The sequence below is a fragment of the Kitasatospora atroaurantiaca genome, from assembly GCF_007828955.1.
GTDB lineage: Bacteria > Actinomycetota > Actinomycetes > Streptomycetales > Streptomycetaceae > Kitasatospora > Kitasatospora atroaurantiaca.
In genome coordinates this window covers 6,008,153-6,025,428 of the sequence record NZ_VIVR01000001.1, presented here as the reverse complement: position 1 = coordinate 6,025,428, position 17,276 = coordinate 6,008,153, and the positions used below count along the sequence as shown (strand labels likewise).

Here is a 17,276-nt window from a genome sequence, read left to right as displayed (position 1 = left end):
TCAGCCGATGAAGTCGAGTGCGCCCAGCGCCCCGATGCCGCCCAGAACCATGAAGACGGGTGTGAGGACCTTCAGTTCGACCCAGCTGCCCGCCCGGAACCGCATCACCTTGGGCGGGCCGACCGGGTACCAGCGCTTGCGGCCGATCGGGATGGGCCAGAAGATCGGGCACCCGGACACGGTCAGTGCGTCGCCGATGCAGTGCACGAGCGCGCCGAGCACGATCGGCAGACCGATCCACAGGTACTCCTGACCGGGCTGCGTGAAGAGCCAGCCCGCACCGTTGCCCGGCTTGTCGAGGATGTCCGCGAGCATCCACGCGCTCGACACTCCGAGCAGCCAGACGAGTACGTCGCTGGAGACCCGGGCGTGCCGCCACAGCAGACCCTCGATGGCCAGCACCATGTGCACGAAGAGCACCGCCAGAACGCCCCAACGGCCGCCGAGAACACAGACCGCCGCCGCCCCGGCCCCGCACATCACCGCCCACAGCCAGGTGTGCGTCAGCGTCCGGTGCCCACCCGAACGGCGCGGATCGCCCGGCTTGCGGGTCGACTTGTAGGCGGCGTACGAGAGCTTGTCGATGATCTCGCACAGGTTGCGCGACACCGGGCCGAAGGCCCGCGATATGGTCGCCGCCTTGTGGTCGAGGTCGGGTGCGAGTGCCGCGCCGGCACAGATCAGAGCCCCTACGAGGAGCACGGGCCACGGCATCGGGCGGTCCATCGCCGACGCGGCCGCTCCCACCCCCAGCCAGGCCGCTGCGCCGGAGAGCGCGTGCGCCGGTCCCATCATGGCGAAAACCGTCCCTCGGTCAGTCCCAGGCGCACCGCGCGCCTGACGGTGCCGCAGCATATCGCCACGTGATCTTCGCCATCGAACGGGCTGTGCGCCGAGCCGGCGGAGGCGTACGGACGAACTCCCCGTCACCCGGCCTGGTCCCGGATGCCCCTGTCGTGATCCCATGACAGTCCCCCGGGACGGGTGCCCGCCCGACGCCGCCGTGACCCACCTCGCAGCCACCCTTCGGAGGAGTTCCGGCCGGCCCGTGCAAGGCTGAGCGGTCTGGTTCTGGCGGAGAGCGGTGGCGGAGGCGGTGGCGGTGACTGGCGGTACGAGCAGGTCGGGGGCGGCGAAGGTGGGGATCATCGGGCACGACGAGCCGGGAGCGGTCTTCCGGCCGCGCGGGCTGGTGGATCTGCGTACCCGGACGGCCGCCGGTCTCCTGCTGTCCTACCCGGCGGACGCCGTGGTCGTGGTCTCCGGTCTGCCCGGCAGTGGCAAGAGCACCCTGCTGCGCCGCTGGTCCAGCGCTGTGCCCGCCGTCGACCCGCGGGACGTCCATGTCGCGTGCGAGTCCGTGATGCCCGCGTGGCTGCCCTATGCGGTGTACCGGCCCTGGGCGCGGTTGGAGCACTTCCGGTGGCTGCGGGCGGCGGTACGCGGCGGCGGCCCCCTGCTGGTGCACGACTGCGGCAGCCGGCCGTGGCTGCGCCGGTGGCTGGCCCGCGCTGCCGGCCGCCAGGGACGCGAACTGCACCTGGTGCTGCTGGACGTCGGAGCGACTGCGGCCCTCGCGGGCCAGCAGGCACGCGGCCGTTGGGCGGCGCCACGTGTGTTCGCCCGGCACCGGCGCGGGCTGGACCGGCTGCTGGGAGCGCTGTCGGAGCACACGGCCGCGGGCCCGGAGGCGGGATCCGTCCCCGGCGCGGTGGCGGAGGCGACGTCCGTGGTCCTGCTCGACCGGGCGTCACGGCAGTACGTGACGGCCGAGTTCGGCCCGCAGCAGCGCCGCCCCTCCCCGGCCGGCGAGTAGCGGGGCCGGGCCTCGGATGCCCTGCCCCGCCCTCGGCCGCTGTCAGCGGCGGGAGTTGCCGAAGAGCAGCCGGTAGAGGACCAGCAGGACGAACGAGCCCGCGATGGCCGCTCCCCAGGTCGCGAGGTCGAAGAAGCTCTTGGCGACCGGACGGTGCAGGAAGGTGGCGGAGAGCCACCCGCCGACGAAGGAGCCCGCCACACCGATGAGGGTGGTGACGAACAGGCCGCCCGGGTCGCGGCCGGGCAGCAGGAACTTGGCGATCCCACCGGCTATCAGGCCGAGTACGATCCAACTGACGATGCCCACGGTATCGGTGCTCCTCTGGTTGCTGTGCCGTGCGAACGGACTCGCCCGCACGAGGCCGGTGCCCGCTGGTGCGGCACCCCGGTCGAACGGGTCTCAGCGGCGGGTGCCGCAGCCCGGGCAGAAGGCGGCGCCGTCCGGCAGGGCCGCCTGGCACTGCGTGCACTGGCTGGGCTGAGCAAGGTGGAAGCCGCAGCCGGGGCAGAACGGGGTGCCGTGGGTCTCGGCCCGGCACTGCGGGCACACGAGCTGACGAGGGGTCCGGACGTCGTAGCCCTCGCCGGTCTGCTGACCGTAGGCGTAGGCCTGCTGGGACACCATGTCGTTGAGCCCGCGGCGCTGGGCGGCCAGCGACTCGGCGGCGGTGTCCGGCGCGCAGGTGTGGCACAGGCCCTGGGGGCCGTCCCAGCAGCGACCGCAGACATAGCTGGTGCAGCGGCCGCACCGGTTGAAGTGGTGCTGGGCGTTGGCGATCGCGCGCTGGAAGGCCGCGTCGCGCGAGCTGCCCCAGTTGGCACCCGCAAGCCCGTCGGCGGCGTTGCTGATGCCGCTGCTCGCGCTGCCACCGATCAGGCTCCACGCCGCGCTGACGCCCTTGTTGACCCAGCTCGCCACCTGACCGGTGGTGAAGGCCTCGAACGGGGAGCGCCAGGTGTCGTGGCAACGGGAACAGGAGAACTCGAACTGGAAGCCCGCTCCGGTGCCGTGCTGCTCCGACAGGTCACGGTAGTTGTTGCTGAAGTAGATCTCGGTGCTCATATGGTCCCCCGGGTAGGAGTGCTCGGCGTACCCGGCCGTGTGTCGCTGATGCGGCCGCGAGCGGCTCCGGGGCGGAGGACAGAATGGCAGATACCGTCACAAGCTGGGAAGCTCCGCAGATGAAGATCTGGTGACGCCCCGGGGGAACTCTACAGGCGCGTAGAGGAAGGAGGCTACGGCCGTACGGCGCCCATGTACGGCATGACGTCCAGACCGACGATCTCGACGTTCTTGCCCGTGCGCGGCGCGTGCAGCAGCTGGCCGTTGCCTATGTAGATGCCGACGTGGTGCAGGTCGCTGTAGTAGAAGACCAGGTCGCCGGGCTGCAGATCACTCTTGGCCACGTGCCGGCCGGCGTTCCACTGGTCCTGGGAGACGCGCGGCAGCGCGACACCGCCCGCGCGCCAGGCCCCCTGGGTGAGCCCGGAGCAGTCGAAGGAGTTCGGGCCGGTGGCTCCCCACTCGTAGGGCTTGCCCAACTGGGCGTACGCGAAGTCGAGTACCGCCTTCACCTGGCCGGTGGCCGGCCCGGTGTAGGTCTGGCCGCGGCTCGAGCTGCGGGAGGCCTTGCCCGTTCCGTCGTCGTTCACCTGGGCGCGCTCGGCGGCCGTGAGGCTGCCGAGGAGCTTCTGGACCTTGGCCAGCTTCTCCTTGACCTCGGCCTTGCGCTGCCGCGCGTCGACGGTGGCCCGCTCCAGCTCGGCGAGCTTCCGGCCGGCCTCGGCCCTGTCCTGGTCGAGCTTTCGCTGTTCCGCCATCAGCGCCCGCAGCGTGCCGACCTGCCGGTTGGTGGCCTGGTCGGCCATCGACGCCTGCTGGAGGTACCGGTCGGGGGCGCTGGAGAGCATCAGCTTCACCGAGGGGTCGATGCCCCCGCTGCGGTACTGCTCCGCCGCCACACCGCCGAGGACGGTCTGCATCTCGCTGATCCTGGCCTGCTGGCGGGCGATACGGTCCTGGATCGTGTTCGCGTCCTGCTGGAGCTGCTTCTGCTGCTCCTCGGCCTTGTTGAACTTCTCGGTGGACGACTCGGCATCCTCGTGCAGCTGGTCGACCTCGCGCTTGACCTGCTCGATGGACGGCTTCGGCTCCGCGTGGGCCGAGGCCAGCGGGAGCAGCGAGGCCGCACCGGCCAAGCCGGCCACCGCGGTGATGCGGGCACGACTCGGAGACTTCGGCCGACGGTGGTTACCCATGGAACGAGGACTCCTCCCAAGGCCCGGGCAGGCCTGTTGACGGCAGACAGGCGTTCGCCGGCCGCTACTACGAATGAACCTAGTAGTTCATGGCTTCGTTTCGCAAGCCGCGCCCACTCCGCCCGGCACCTCGCCAGCGGACACGAGGTCGGTCCGGAAAACCCCGTGCCCCGCCCACGCCGGGTTCCCTAGACTCGCCAGGAACCGCGCGCTGCCACCGCATCGCAGCGCGCACCGTGACGAGTGAGGGGAGACCGGCCGTGCGCTACCGCACCGCTGTCGTCGTTGCCCCGTCACGGTACGAGGTGATCCTGGTGTCTTCGTGTGCCCGGTGCCGGCTGCGCGGCCTGCACCGGACGTCCGTGACGAACTGACCCCTTCCTGCCCGGCGTTGAGCCGGGTGGGTCACTGTTTCGTCCGGACAATCGCGCCGCCCCGCATCTGATCACCCTGAAAGGCCATGGGCCGTGCGTACCGAACTGCACCGTCGTCTCACCAGTCCGCTGACCGGCGTCCGAAATCTGGGCATCCTCGCCCACGTCGACGCGGGCAAGACCACCGTCACCGAACGGATCCTGTACGTCACCGGCACAACCTACAAGCGGGGCGAGGTCCATGACGGGACGACCGTCACCGACTTCGACTCCCAGGAGCGCGATCGCGGGATCACCATCTTCGCCGCGGCGGTGAGTTGCGCCTGGGACGGCCACCGGATCAATCTGATCGACACACCGGGCCACGTCGACTTCTCCGACGAGGTGGAGCGCTCGCTCCGGGTGCTCGACGGCGCGATCGCGGTGTTCGACGCCGTCGCGGGCGTCGAACCGCAGAGCGAGTCGGTGTGGCGGCAGGCCGATCGGCACGGGGTGCCGCGGATCGCCTTCGTCAACAAGCTGGACCGCGCCGGTGCCGACCTCGACACGGCGGTCGAGTCGATCCGCGAGCGGCTGCACACCGTCCCGCTGGTGGTCCAGTTGCCGGTCGGCAGCGAGGACGGGTTCACCGGTGTGGTGGACCTGCTGAACATGCGGTCGCTGGTCTGGGCCGACGGCCGCGACACCTTCGAGGAGGGCCCGGTGCCGGACGCCCTGCGGGAGGAGGCGCAGCGGCGCCGCCGGCTGCTCGAGGAGGCGGTGGCGGAACTCCACCCGCTCGCGCTCGAGGAGTTCTGTGCGGAGTCCACGGTCTCCGCACGGACCCTGGCCGACGCACTGCGCGACCTGACCCATACCGGTGAGGGCGTGGTGGTGCTGTGCGGCTCGGCCTACCGCAACCGCGGGATCGAGCCGCTGCTGGAGGCCGTCGTCGCCTATCTGCCCTCGCCGTTGGACGTGCCGGCGGTACGCGGAACGCTGGACGGCACCGTGCAGGAGCGGGTCGCCGACCCGGCGGCGCCGTTCGCCGCGCTGGTGTTCAAGGTGAACTCGACCGCCACCGGGCGGCTGACCTACCTGCGGGTGTACTCGGGAACGGTCCGGAAGGGAGAGGCGGTGCTGGACGTGGGCGCAGGGCGCACCGAGCGCATCAGCCGGATCCTGCGGGTGCAGGCCGACCGGTACGCGGAGGTGGACCAGGCGGTGGCCGGGGACATCGTCGCGGTGGTCGGGCCGAAGGCTGCCCGCGCCGGGGCCACCCTGTGCGTACCCGCGGCGCCGCTGGTCCTCGAACCGCCCACCGTGGCCGATCCCGTGGTCTCGGTGGCGGTCGAGGCCCGGAGGGGCGCCGACACCGACCGACTGGTGTCGGCCTTGGCGCGGTTGGTCGAGGAGGATCCTTCGCTGGCGGTCCGGACCGATCCCGAGACCGGTCAGACGGTGCTGTCGGGCATGGGCGAGCTGCATCTGGAGGTCGCGGTGGAGAAGATCCGTCGCGCCCACGGGCTGGAAGTCGGCGTCGGCCGGCCGCAGGTGGCCTACCGGGAGACGGTCGCCCGCGGGGTGTCCGGGTCGGTGTACCGGCACGTCAAACAGGACGGCGGCGCCGGCCAGTTCGCCCACGTCGTCCTCGACGTGGAGCCGCTGGAGGCTGCCGGCGACGGCGCGCCGGACTTCGTGTTCCGGTCGACCGTCGTCGGCGGACGGGTGCCGCAGGAGTACGTCCGGGCGGTGGAGGCCGGCTGCCGGGACGCCCTGGCCGAGGGCCCCCTCGGCGGACACCCGGTGACCGGACTGCGGGTCACCCTGACCGACGGAGCCACCCATCCCAAGGACTCCTCGGAGATGGCGTTCCGGACGGCCGGCCGGCTCGCGCTCCGGGAGGCTCTGCGGGCCTGCGAGACGGTGCTGCTGGAACCGGTGGTCGAGGTCACGGCCACCGTGCCCGACGACGCCGTGGGCGGGGTGCTCGGCGACCTGGCGGCGCGGCGCGGCCGGGTCTCGGGCTCGACCGCACGGGCCGGTACGGCGGTGATCACCGCGACCGTGCCGCTGGCCGAGTTGTTCGGCTACGCGACCCGGCTGCGCAGCCGGACCCAGGGCCGGGGCACCTTCACCACCCGGGCCACCGGCTACGCCCCGGCGCCGAGCGCGGCGGCCGGCGGGACGACGTCCCGGTAGCCCCGACGATGGCCTCGCCCGTACGCGGGCGGGGCCATCCCAACTTCCGCACCTACCATGCCATCGCGCCCCGGTCTGCCGATCCGCCGAGGTTCACTGGCGGGTGTGCGCCAACGCCAGGATTCGCCATGTGAAGGTCTGGTGACGGCAAGTCATGTTAGGGCAGTCTCTTCGGTCATCCGGATATGGCTTTTTTCGACCAGGGATGCCGATGTCTCATCAGATACGTTCCCAAAGGCGGCTCGCCCGCGCGACCTTGGCTGCGAGCCTCGTCGCCGCGCTGGGCGCCGGTGGCCTGACCTCGGCCTTCGCGGCCGACTCCACCACACCACCCGCCCCCGGCGGGGTGAAGACGGGGATCAGCGACAAGCTGACCGCACACGACGCGGACCTGCTCGCCCAGGCCAAGGCCGACGGCACCGCGAGCGTCACGCTCATGCTCGCCGTGAAGCCCGGGACCACCGCCGCCACCGCCGAGCAGTTGACCGCAGCGGGCGCCAGTGTCGGCAAGACCATCGACATGATCGGCTACGTCCGCGCGACCGTCCCCACGGACAAGGCCGACGCCCTGATCGGCCGGGCCTCCAAGCTCTCCGAGGTCCAGGCCATCGACCTCAACGAGTCGGTCCCGCTGCCGAATCCGTACGCGGACACCGACGCCGCGCCCACCGGCGCCAAGACTCCCAAGGCCGACGGAGGCGTGGGCAGCGGCAGCACCGGCTCCCCCGCGGAGGTCCCGACCCCGACCATCGGCGCCCCGTACTTCCGTGACGAGGCCAACCCGGCGCCTCAGAAGCACCGGCCGAAGCCGGCACCCAAGCCGGAGCCCGGCAAGTACCCCGCGCCGGACGCCAACACGCCTGCGGTCAACTCGTACCAGCCCGCCAACGACATCGGCTCGATCGACTTCGTGAAGCGCCACCCGGGCGCGGACGGGCGCGGCGTCACCATCGGCATTCTCGACTCGGGCGTCGACCTGGGCCACCCGGCCCTGCAGAAGACCACCACCGGCGAGCGCAAGATCGTCGACTGGGTGACGGCCACCGACCCGCTGATCGACGGCGACGGCACCTGGCTGCCGATGCTCACCGATGTGTCCGGTCCGAGCTTCACCTACAAGGGCCGCAACTACACCGCCCCGGCCGGCAGTTACAAGGTCGCACTGTTCAAGGAGAGCGTCACGCTCGGCGGCGACGCGGCGGGCGACGTCAACCGCAACGGCACCACCACCGACTCCTGGGCCGTCCTGTACGACCCGGCGACCGGCAAGGTCCGGGTCGACCTCGACAACAACGCCGACTTCACCGACGACGAGGCGATGTCGGCGTACAAGGACGGCTTCCAGATCGGCCACTTCGGCACCGACGACCCGAAGACCCCGATCGCCGAGTCCATCCCCTTCACGATCGAAACCCGCAAGGACGTCGACCTCTCCCCGGTCGGCGGCCCGTGGGTCGGCAAGCACGCCGACTTCGTGAACATCGGGCTGGTCGCCAGCGAGCACGGCACCCACGTGGCGGGCATCACCTCCGCCAACGGCCTGTTCGGCGGCAAGATGACCGGCGCCGCGCCCGGCGCGAAGATCGTCTCGTCCCGTGCCTGCGTCTTCGGCCCCGGCTGCACCGCCACCGCACTGATGGAGGGCATGGCCGACCTCGCCATCAACCACGGCGTGGACGTCATCAACATGTCGATCGGCGGCCTGCCGCAGCTCAACGACGGCAACAGTGCCCGTTCCCACCTCTACACCCAGATCATCGACAAGACCGGCGTCCAGCTGGTCATCTCGGCGGGCAACGAGGGCCCCGGCCTCAACACCATCGGTGACCCGGGCCTCGCCTCCAAGGTCATCAGCGTCGGCGCGGCCGTCAGCCGGGACACCTGGGCGTCCAACTACGGTGCCAAGGCCTCCGAGGACTACGGACTGTTCACCTTCTCCTCCCGCGGCCCCCGTGAGGACGGCGGATTCACGCCGACCCTGGTGGCCCCGGGGTCCTCGGTGAACACCATCCCGACCTGGGAGCCCGGCGCGTCCTTCCCGCCGGCCGGCTACGAGCTGCCCCCGGGCTACGGCATGCTGCAGGGCACCTCGATGGCGTCCCCTCAGGCCGCCGGCGCCACCGCGCTGCTGATCTCGGCCGCCAAGGAGGACAACCGCTACGCCGAGGGCGACGACGACCGCGTCAACGCCTCTCCGCTCGCGCTGCGTACCGCGCTCACCAGCACCACCCGCTGGCTGAAGGGCTACCAGGCCGCCGAGCAGGGTGCCGGTCTGATCGACGTGAACGCCGCCTGGCGCTACCTCGAGCACGGCACCGGCGACGCCCACGAGTACACCGTGAAGGCCCCGGCCACCAGCGTCCTGTCCCCGTACCTGGCCACCCCGGGCTTCGGCGACGGCGTCTACGACCGCGCCCCGGCCGCAGCCGGCGGCCCCGCGGTCGGCAAGCGCTCGGTGTACGACGTGACCATCACCCGCACCACCGGCGAGCCGAGCGCGCTCTTCCACCGCCTGAGCATCGCCGGCGACGACGGCACCTGGTCGGTCGCGGGCCAGGAAATCGTCGCGCTGCCGCTGAACAAGCCCGTCACCGTCAAGGTCGCGGCCAAGCCGAAGTCCCTCGGCCTGCACAGCGCGATCCTGCGCGTCGACGACGTGTTCACCCTCGGAATCGACCACCAGATCATGCTGACCTCGATCGTCGGCCAGACCCTGGCGGCCCCGGACTACCACTACGGCTTCTCCGGCACCCTGCCGCGCAGCCGGGTGGAGCGGCACTACGTGACCGTGCCCGAGGGCGCCAAGACCTTCGCGGTCAACCTGGACGGCGTCGCGGCCGACAGCCAGCTCCGCTTCCTCGCGATCCGTCCGGACGGCATTCCCGCCGACCCGACCGCGAGCAACGAGTGCTGGACCAACTACCCCACCCCCGGCCCCAAGTGCGGCAGCCCCACCAGCCGGAGCTACCGCTCGCCGCAGGCCGGCGTGTGGGAGATCGTGACCGAGGTGCGCCGGACCACCACCCCGGACGCCAACCCGTACTCGATCGACGCCAAGATCCTCGGTGTCGCCTTCGACCCCCAGGTCCAGACGGTGGACTCGGTCACCCCGGGCACGCCGGCCTCGGTCAACTGGACCCTGAAGAACGCCTACGGCCCCTTCCAGGGCACGCTCAAGGGCGGTGAGCTGGGCTCCTCCGCGGTGACCCGGCCGACCATCGCCGACCACGCGGCGCAGAGCACCACGGTGGTCGTCCCGGCGGGCGTCTCCCGCTTCGACGTCGCCATCGGCAACGCGAGCGACGGCAAGGCCGACCTCGACCTGTCCGTCTACCTGAACGGCAAGTTGGTCGCGTCGTCCGGTGGAAGCACCTCGGAGGAGTCGGTGAGCCTGCTCAACCCGGCGGCCGGCACCTACACCGTCACGGTGGACGGCTACAGCGTCCCGAGCGGCTCGACCGCGTACGACTACCGGGACGTGTACTTCTCCCCCCAGCTCGGCACCGTGACCGCGGACGCCGGAGCGGTCACCCTGGCCGCGGGCGGCACCGCCACGGTCCAGGCTCAGGTCGTCGCGGCGGGCCCGGCCCCGGCGGGCCGGCAGCTGTTCGGCGAGGTCAACCTGGTTGACGCGCACGGCGCGCCGGCCGGCAGCGGCAGCGTCCTGATCACCAAGGTCAACGCGGGCTGACGCACCGCAGGACCTCGTGCTCATGCCCGTGCCCCTGGAGCAGCATCTGCTCCAGGGGCACGGGGCGTTTCAGAGGGAGGCGGTCGACGGCTGAGAGTCGTCGGGGTCCGGGCCGACGGGGTCCGGGCCGACGGTGGACGTGGCCTGGTGGGGCAGGGCGGTCCTCGACCTCGGTGCCGTGAGGTGGTTGAACACCAGGTTGAGCCCGAAGGCCAGGATGACGGTGAGCGTGATCGGGCTGCCGAAGATGATCTGGGTCCAGTCCGGGAAGTTCTTGAAGAAGACCTCGTTGCCGAACTGGTCCGTGGCCACGGCCGGCAGCATCCCGACACCGAGGGAGACGGCGACGACCAGGAAGTTGTGGTTACCGGTGAAGTCGACCTTCTTCAGGGTCTGGATCCCCACCGCGGTCACCATGGCGAACATGACCAACGCGGCACCGCCGACCACCGGTTCGGGCACGGCCGCGACGAACGCCCCGACCTTCGGCACCAGCCCCATCACCAGGAGGAAGCAGCCGGCGACCGCGACCACCCAGCGGCTGCGGACCCCGGTCATCTGCACCAGACCGACGTTCTCGGCGTAGGCGGTGTCCGGGAAGGAGTTCATGGTTCCGCCGAGCACGGCGGACAGACCGTCGGTGGCCAGGCCCCTGGCGATGTCGCCGTCGGTGAGTTCCTTGCCGGTCATCTCGGCCACCGCGAGCATGTCGGCGGTGGACTCGGTGTACGTGACCAGCATGACGATGCACATCGAGATGATCGCTGCGGCGTCGAAGCGCGGCGCACCGAAGTGGAACGGCGAGGCGATCCCGATCCAGTCGGCGGACTTGACCCCGTCGAGGTGGAGGAGGTGCATCGGGATCGAGACCAGGGTGCCGACGACAAGGGCGAGCAGCGGCGCGATCTGGCCGAGGAACCCGCGAAGTACCTTGCTGAAGACCACGATCAGCGCGATGACGCCGAAGCCGAGCGCGATGTGCGAGACCTGGCCGTAGTCGGCGGCGCCGGTGTTGTGACCCGCGATCATCCCGGCCCCCGGGCCGATCAGCGACAGGCCGATGACGGCGATCACGGTGCCGGCGACCAAGGGCGGGAAGAACTTGATCATCTTGCTGAACGGCTTCGCGATGAGGAGCCCGAAGACGCCCGAACAGAGCATCGCACCGTAGACGGTCGGCAGGCCGTGCTTGGCCGCGATGGTGATCATCGGGCTCACCACGGTGAAGGTCGCTCCCGCGACCACCGGCAGGCGCACACCGAAGATCTTCGAGATGCCGACCGCCTGGATGATCGTCGCGATGCCCGCGACCAGCAGGTCGGCGTTGACCAGCAGGGCGATCGTCCGCATGTCCAGCTTGAGCGCGCTGCCCACGATGAAGGGGACGGCGACCGCACCGGCATACATGATGAAGACGTGCTGCAGACCGAGGATCGCCAGCCGGGGCGCCGGCAGTACCTCGTCGACGGGGTGGACCTCGGCCGGGCTCGACCTCTCGCTCTGGGATGACTGCATCGTTGACCTCCGTGGGGGCAGCGGGAATCGTCGTACCTGGCACGACGGCGAGGCGTGCCTGACGGACGTACGGGGTGATGGCGGCCGGTCGCGGCTCCGGGCGAGCGTCATCTGCCGGTCGACCGGGCAGCGCGCAGCGTTGGACGGCATGCGCAGCGCTCGACAGCAGGTGACGCGGCCGGGTACGGGCCGGTGAAGAGGGTTGATCCGGTGGTGGGAGCGGGGAGTTGGCTGGCTGAACATCCGGGCGGGACGCCAGAGCGAAGTCGGGCGCTGCCAGGAGTCGGACGGTTATCCGGGGGGCGTTCCCATCGCGAGCGAGGGTGCCGACATCCGGTTTCGTTGATGTGGTGCCGGTGGTGCCGCAGGAAGTCGCGCCCCCTCGTGGTGAGGTCACGGCTCCATGCGTGGTGCTGGGGCAATTAGAGCGGCACGCCGCGCCACCAACCACTGGACGAAGCTCCATCGCGCAGGCCATGCCTGCGGTCCGACCTCGAAGATCCGTACAGTTCCGCGCTCAGTTCGTGCTCGCTGCTGTCCGCGCACTGATGCTCCACCAGACGTCAGGTGTTCACCGACTCGGGCTCCGCGGGCTCGGGCTCCGCGGGCTCGTTGAGGCGCTTGCCCAGCAGGACGAACAGCAGGATGAGCCCGACCGTGAGGATGATGTGCCCCAGGCCGGCGATCCACGACACCGCCTCGGGGACATGGTTACCGAGCACGGTCTGGGTGCCGCGGACGAGCATCATGAGGACGGTGATCGCGATGCCCGCGTTGTAGAACCAGAAGAAGTACGGGAACAGTCTCGTCCCGGAGAGCTGGAACTGCTTGTCGAGGGCGAGGACGATGAGGAAGCCCAGCATGCCCAGGGCGAGCAAGTGGGTGTGCACGACCGACAGTTGAGTGTCGCCCTCGAAGTGGTGGCTCTTGGTGATCTCCCGGTAGTACAGCCCGGAGATCACTCCGAGGATCATGTAGACGTGTGCCGCATAGTAGGACTTCCGCATCGCCGCGCTCACTTCCTTCTGATCAAGTACCTTGCGGGCCGGGGAAATTGAACCACTCCGGGCAGAGTTCTTCACGGGCTTCGGGAAGGTCGGCCCATGGGCGTACCGACCGGCGGACAGGTGGCGACCGGTAGCCTGCATCGGTCAACACCGAGTTGACGTTCGTCCGTGCAGTCGACCCCGGGGATCTCAGTCATGTCCGCACCGCCGCCGCCCTATCAGAACCAGCCGCCGCAGCAGCCGTACGGATACTCGCCGCCGCCACCACCGATGCCGTACGGGCAGCAAGCTCCGTACGGGCAGCAGCCCCCGTACGGACAGCAACTTCCGTACGGGGGCCGGCAGCAGCCCGCACCCCAGCCGCCGGGCGGGCCACAGCGGCCACAGCAGCGGAGCCCGTTGCAGGCACTGCTCCCGATCGCCATCGTCGTGGCGATCTTCGGCGGCGGGGCCTGGTACGTGTGGGACTACAACACCAGCCCCACCAGCGGCAAAGCCAAGGCAGCGGCTTCGCAGTCCGCGCGGGCCGAGGAGAACAAGAAGTACGACCCCAAGGTCGGCGACTGCGTCAAGATCCAGGACCCCCAGGGCCAGCCGCTGCCGGTGATCGTCGACTGTACCTCCGCCGAGGCCGAGTACAGGATGGCCGACAAGCTCTTCGGCTCCGACCGGAGTTGCGGGTCGAAGTTCGACTACGGCATCAAGTACTCGAGGAGCCGGAGCGCCGACTACACCTTGTGCTTCACCAAGGTCTGACCCTCGGCCCGCCTTCCGGCCGCCGCCCGCAGGAGCGGGTGGCGGCCGAGTCTCGACCGGTGATCAGCCTGCAAGGTCCGTCGCGTCCGGTGAGGGCTTCACAATCCTGCCGGGTTCAGGCCCGATCCATCCGCAGGTGCCGACACAGGCCTCGTTGCCCTCGGGGTCGGCCAGCACCCAGTGCGAGGGCGCATTGTCGTCGTTCACCAGGCGGCCTCCGGCGGCGATCGCCGCCGCGATCCGCGCCTCGGCCCGGTCGTACGGCACCCAGACGTCGACGTGCACCCGGTTGCGCTGCGGGCGCGGCGCGTCCATCTGCTGGAAGTAGAACGGTGCCCCGCGGCGGTGCGGGTCGATCAGGTCCTCGGCGCTGCCGGCGCGCTCCTGGTAGCCGAGCAGGGCGCGCCAGAACGGCGTCACCTCGGGACCGGCGAGAGCGTCGACGGTGACCTGGACGGTCTGCACGGCGGACGGGTCGGCGGGGACGCCCAGCTCTCGCGCCACCGCCGAGATCTGCCGGGCCAGTTCGACGTCCCGCTCGGTCATCCCGTAAACGTCCTCCGTGATCGTGATCAGCCGGACGGTCACGCCCTCGGACCGCAGGTCGACGTCGGGCTGGTGGTCCTCGAGGCCGACCCGCCGGCTGATCTCGTGCACGAGCCGCGCGCCGGCCGCGAACGAGCCGGTACGGAAGTACGTGCAGGCTCCTTCTCCCAGGACACGCCAATCCTCGACACCGGCGGCCTCATGGAACTGCCGCGGCCTGATCCTCTCGGTCTTGCGCTCAGTATTCGTCATGCCCCCAACGTAGCGAGCAGGCCGGACAGTTCTGCACCCACGGTGTCGGGGGGCGCAGGCGCGGGCTCAGCCGGTGGCGAGGAAGCGGGGGTCGTGCACGGCCCGGCCGCCGACGAGGGTGAGATCGGGCCGCAGGGCCTCCAGTTCCTTGGCCGAGCAGGTGAACGGATCGGCGGGCCACAGCGTCACGTCGGCGAGCAGCCCCGGGGCCAGACTGCCCCGCTCGCCCGTCTCGCCCAGCAGGCGGGCGGCGTTGGTGGTGTGCAGGGCGACGGCCTCGGCCCGGGTGATGGCGTGCTGCGGGCCCTGCGCGCCGGTGGAGGTCTGACGGGTCGTCATGCCCCAGACCGAGGTCATCGCACCGTACGGGCCGACCGGGAAGTCCGAGCCGGCGGCGAGCAGTGCGCCCTCGTCGACCCACTCCCGCAGGGGGAAGATGTCGCTGACCCGTTCGGGGCCCCACGCACGGATCTGCGGTGCGGCGACGTCGTGCAGCAGCGGGTGCTGGACGGTCACCGGAATCCCGAGCGAGATGGCCCGGGCGCGCTGCTCGGGGCGGGCCAGCCCGCCGTGCTCGATCACCAGCGTGCCCTGGGGCAGGCCGGCGTGGGCCTGCAGGACGCGCTCGTAGACGTCCAGCAGGACACGCAGCCCGCGGTCGCCCCAGGCGTGGACACCGACGCGCCAGCCGCGTCGCACCACCCGGTCGACGGCCTCGAAAAGTGCGTCGGGCTCCCAGAGAAGGGTGCCGCAGTAGCAGGGGCGGTCGGCGTAGGGCTCTTCCAGCGCTCCGGCCTCGATCCCGCCGTCGATGCCGAACTTCACGCCCCACACCCTCAGCCAGGGGTCGTCGGTGCCACGCCATCCCTCCATCCGGTCCAGCAGCTCGTCCACCTCGGCAGCGGAGCGGGCACTGAAGCCCGAGACCAGCGCCCGGATCCGCACGCCGAGCGCTCCGGCGTCCCGGACGGCGCGGAGCACCTCCAGATCCTCGACGGGGACCATGCAGTCGCGGACGGCGCCGATACCGTTGGCGGCGTAGTCGTACGACGCCACCCGCAGCCCGTCGATCCGGTCGGCGAGGTCCGGACGCGGGAGCAGCCGTTCGGCGAGGTCCATCGCGTGGTCCACCAGGCGGCCCGTGAGCCGCCCCTGGTGGTCGCGTTCGATCAGACCGCCGTTCGGCTGGGAGGTGTCGGCGGTGATGCCGGCCAGCCGGAGGGCGTGGGAGTTCAGGACGTCATTGTGGCTGCCGCGCTTGACCAGGACCGGGTGCTCGGTGGTCGCCTGGTCCAACTCGGCTGCGGTGGGCAGCCGTTGCTCGGCCAGGTTGAGCTCCTGCCAGTTGGTGGTGGTACGGATCCACTGGCCCGGCGGGGTGGCCGCGGCGCGCTCGCGGATCAGCCCGAGGAACTCCGGGATGGTGCGGGCGCGGTGGACCGGCACGTCGTGGACGCTGTACCCGGCGAGGATCAGGTGCGTGTGGGTGTCGTCGAAGGCGGGCAGCACGGTGGCGTCCGGCTCGTCGACAACCACGGTGGCAGGGCCGATCAGGTGATCCAGGCCGCCCGGTTCGGGGGAGAGAGCCGTGATGCGCTCCCCCGTCACGGCGACGGCCCGCTGCGTGTCCTGCCCCGGTACCAGCGTGTGGACCGCGCCTGCTCGGATCACCAGATCGGCGGGTGGTTTCGGCATTTCTGCTCCTCGCTCCATTGCGAATCGACGGCCGGACGGCCAGCGAACCGGCTCGGGTGGGCACCGCGCAAGAGCGCCGACCGGTGGTAACACGTGTAAACTCGTGGTTGCCTGTGCAGCACCCGCAACAGGGGCTGCACCGGCCTTCGGCGGACTGGAATGATGCAAGCGATATGCCACCCGAACAGCGCCCCACCCCCCACATCACCAGCGCCGATGTCGCGCGCGCCGCCGGCGTCTCCCGCACGACCGTCTCCTTCGTCCTGAACCGGACGCCGTCGGCGCGGATCAGCGAGACGACCAGAGCCAAGGTGCTGGCCGCTGCCGAGCAGCTGGGGTACGTGCCGCACGCGGCGGCGCGGTCACTGCGCGCCGGCCGCAGCGATCTCGTGGTGCTGCCCGCCTCGGTGTCGGCCATGGGACGCCTGTTCAGCGACTGGGTCGACGAGCTCGAGACCGCCCTGGGCAGCCGCGGCTACACGGTCGTCCTGCACGGCGACCGCTCGACCGACCCCGTGACGGCCGCGCGCGCCTGGGCGCAGCTGCGCCCCGCCGCGGTGATGGCGATGGGCGGTGCCAGGCTGACGCCCGAGGCCGTGCAGGTACTGGCCCAGGCCGGGACGAAGGCGGTGGTCACCGTCTCCGCCGAGCCCGTGGAAGGAGTGTTCACGCTCATCGGGGACCAGGCCGACATCGGGATCGCGGCGACCGAGCACCTGATCGCGCGGGGACGCAGCCGGATCGGCGTGGTGATGCCGATGGAGCGGGGCCTGTCGGCGTTCGCCGAGCCCCGGCTGGCGGGCGCCAGGCGGGTGGCCGCCGATCGCAGGGCCGAGATCACCCCGCTGCCGATGCGCTACAGCGACGAGGCGGCAGCGGCCCTCGCCGTGCTCTGCCGGGAGCTGGGCCTGGACGCGGTGTTCGGCTACAACGACGAGTACGCCGCGCTGCTGTCCGCCGCGCTCGCGGACTGCGGGGTCGCCGTCCCCGAGCAGATCGCCGTCGTCGGCGCGGACGACCTGCTGCTCGCCCGCGTCGTTCGGCCCCGGCTGACCTCCGTGCGGTACCACCTGCCGGGCGCCGACCTCATGGCCGAGGCCGTCGACCGCCTGATCACGGGCGGGAGCCCGGCCCCGCTCCCCCGTATCCGGTTCGAGGTGCTCCCCCGCCAGTCCTCCTGAC

At 71.0% G+C, this 17,276-nt stretch carries 13 protein-coding genes; 5 read left to right on the top strand and 8 right to left on the bottom strand.

Going from position 1 to position 17,276, the window contains the following annotated elements; translation table 11 throughout:
• On the bottom strand, nt 1–795 hold the full coding sequence (locus tag FB465_RS27140) for a metal-dependent hydrolase (RefSeq protein WP_145794655.1): 795 nt from the start codon (nt 793–795) through the stop codon (nt 1–3).
• A gap of 307 nt (nt 796–1,102) precedes the next feature.
• On the opposite strand from FB465_RS27140, the gene FB465_RS27135 reads away from it, so the two are divergent.
• On the top strand, nt 1,103–1,816 hold the full coding sequence (locus tag FB465_RS27135) for an AAA family ATPase (RefSeq protein ID WP_342791845.1): 714 nt from the start codon (nt 1,103–1,105) through the stop codon (nt 1,814–1,816).
• Nucleotides 1,817–1,858: 42 nt separating this feature from the next.
• Here FB465_RS27135 and FB465_RS27130 read toward each other — a convergent pair whose 3' ends face one another.
• The 3 genes from FB465_RS27130 to FB465_RS27120 form a co-directional block, all read right to left on the bottom strand.
• Nucleotides 1,859–2,125, bottom strand: coding sequence for a GlsB/YeaQ/YmgE family stress response membrane protein (locus FB465_RS27130; protein WP_145794653.1), 267 nt, complete (start codon nt 2,123–2,125; stop codon nt 1,859–1,861).
• Between the two features lie 93 nt (nt 2,126–2,218).
• Nucleotides 2,219–2,881, bottom strand: a complete 663-nt coding sequence (locus FB465_RS27125) for a double zinc ribbon domain-containing protein (protein ID WP_145794652.1) — start codon at nt 2,879–2,881, stop codon at nt 2,219–2,221.
• Between the two features lie 173 nt (nt 2,882–3,054).
• Nucleotides 3,055–4,077 (bottom strand): C40 family peptidase, encoded by a 1,023-nt coding sequence (locus FB465_RS27120; protein ID WP_145794650.1) that lies wholly within the window; start codon nt 4,075–4,077, stop codon nt 3,055–3,057.
• A gap of 467 nt (nt 4,078–4,544) precedes the next feature.
• Between FB465_RS27120 and fusA the strand changes: the two genes are divergently transcribed.
• Both fusA and FB465_RS27110 read left to right on the top strand, forming a co-directional pair.
• The gene (gene fusA / locus FB465_RS27115; RefSeq protein ID WP_211785862.1) at nt 4,545–6,632 is read left to right on the top strand and encodes an elongation factor G; all 2,088 of its coding nucleotides are present in this window, start codon (nt 4,545–4,547) and stop codon (nt 6,630–6,632) included.
• Between the two features lie 436 nt (nt 6,633–7,068).
• A complete protein-coding gene (locus tag FB465_RS27110) occupies nt 7,069–10,323 on the top strand; it encodes a S8 family serine peptidase (RefSeq protein ID WP_425461262.1) in 3,255 nt (1,084 codons plus the stop codon).
• Between the two features lie 69 nt (nt 10,324–10,392).
• On the opposite strand, the gene FB465_RS27105 is transcribed toward FB465_RS27110, so the two are convergent.
• Both FB465_RS27105 and FB465_RS27100 read right to left on the bottom strand, forming a co-directional pair.
• The gene (locus tag FB465_RS27105; RefSeq protein ID WP_145794646.1) at nt 10,393–11,838 is read right to left on the bottom strand and encodes a nucleobase:cation symporter-2 family protein; all 1,446 of its coding nucleotides are present in this window, start codon (nt 11,836–11,838) and stop codon (nt 10,393–10,395) included.
• Between the two features lie 563 nt (nt 11,839–12,401).
• A complete protein-coding gene (locus tag FB465_RS27100; RefSeq protein WP_145794645.1) occupies nt 12,402–12,845 on the bottom strand; it encodes a DUF2871 domain-containing protein in 444 nt (147 codons plus the stop codon).
• A gap of 195 nt (nt 12,846–13,040) precedes the next feature.
• On the opposite strand from FB465_RS27100, the gene FB465_RS27095 reads away from it, so the two are divergent.
• Complete coding sequence (locus FB465_RS27095; RefSeq protein WP_145794643.1) at nt 13,041–13,601, top strand: LppU/SCO3897 family protein; 561 nt, start codon at nt 13,041–13,043, stop codon at nt 13,599–13,601.
• Nucleotides 13,602–13,664: 63 nt separating this feature from the next.
• Here the strand turns inward: FB465_RS27095 and FB465_RS27090 are convergent, their stop codons facing one another.
• Nucleotides 13,665–14,399, bottom strand: a complete 735-nt coding sequence (locus FB465_RS27090; protein WP_145794641.1) for a VOC family protein — start codon at nt 14,397–14,399, stop codon at nt 13,665–13,667.
• Nucleotides 14,400–14,465: 66 nt separating this feature from the next.
• Nucleotides 14,466–16,094, bottom strand: coding sequence for an amidohydrolase (locus tag FB465_RS27085; protein WP_145794639.1), 1,629 nt, complete (start codon nt 16,092–16,094; stop codon nt 14,466–14,468).
• Nucleotides 16,095–16,267: 173 nt separating this feature from the next.
• Here FB465_RS27085 and FB465_RS27080 point away from each other — a divergent pair, with 173 nt between their 5' ends.
• Nucleotides 16,268–17,275, top strand: coding sequence for a LacI family DNA-binding transcriptional regulator (locus tag FB465_RS27080; protein WP_145794638.1), 1,008 nt, complete (start codon nt 16,268–16,270; stop codon nt 17,273–17,275).
• The last annotated feature ends 1 nt before the right edge of the window (nt 17,276 follow it).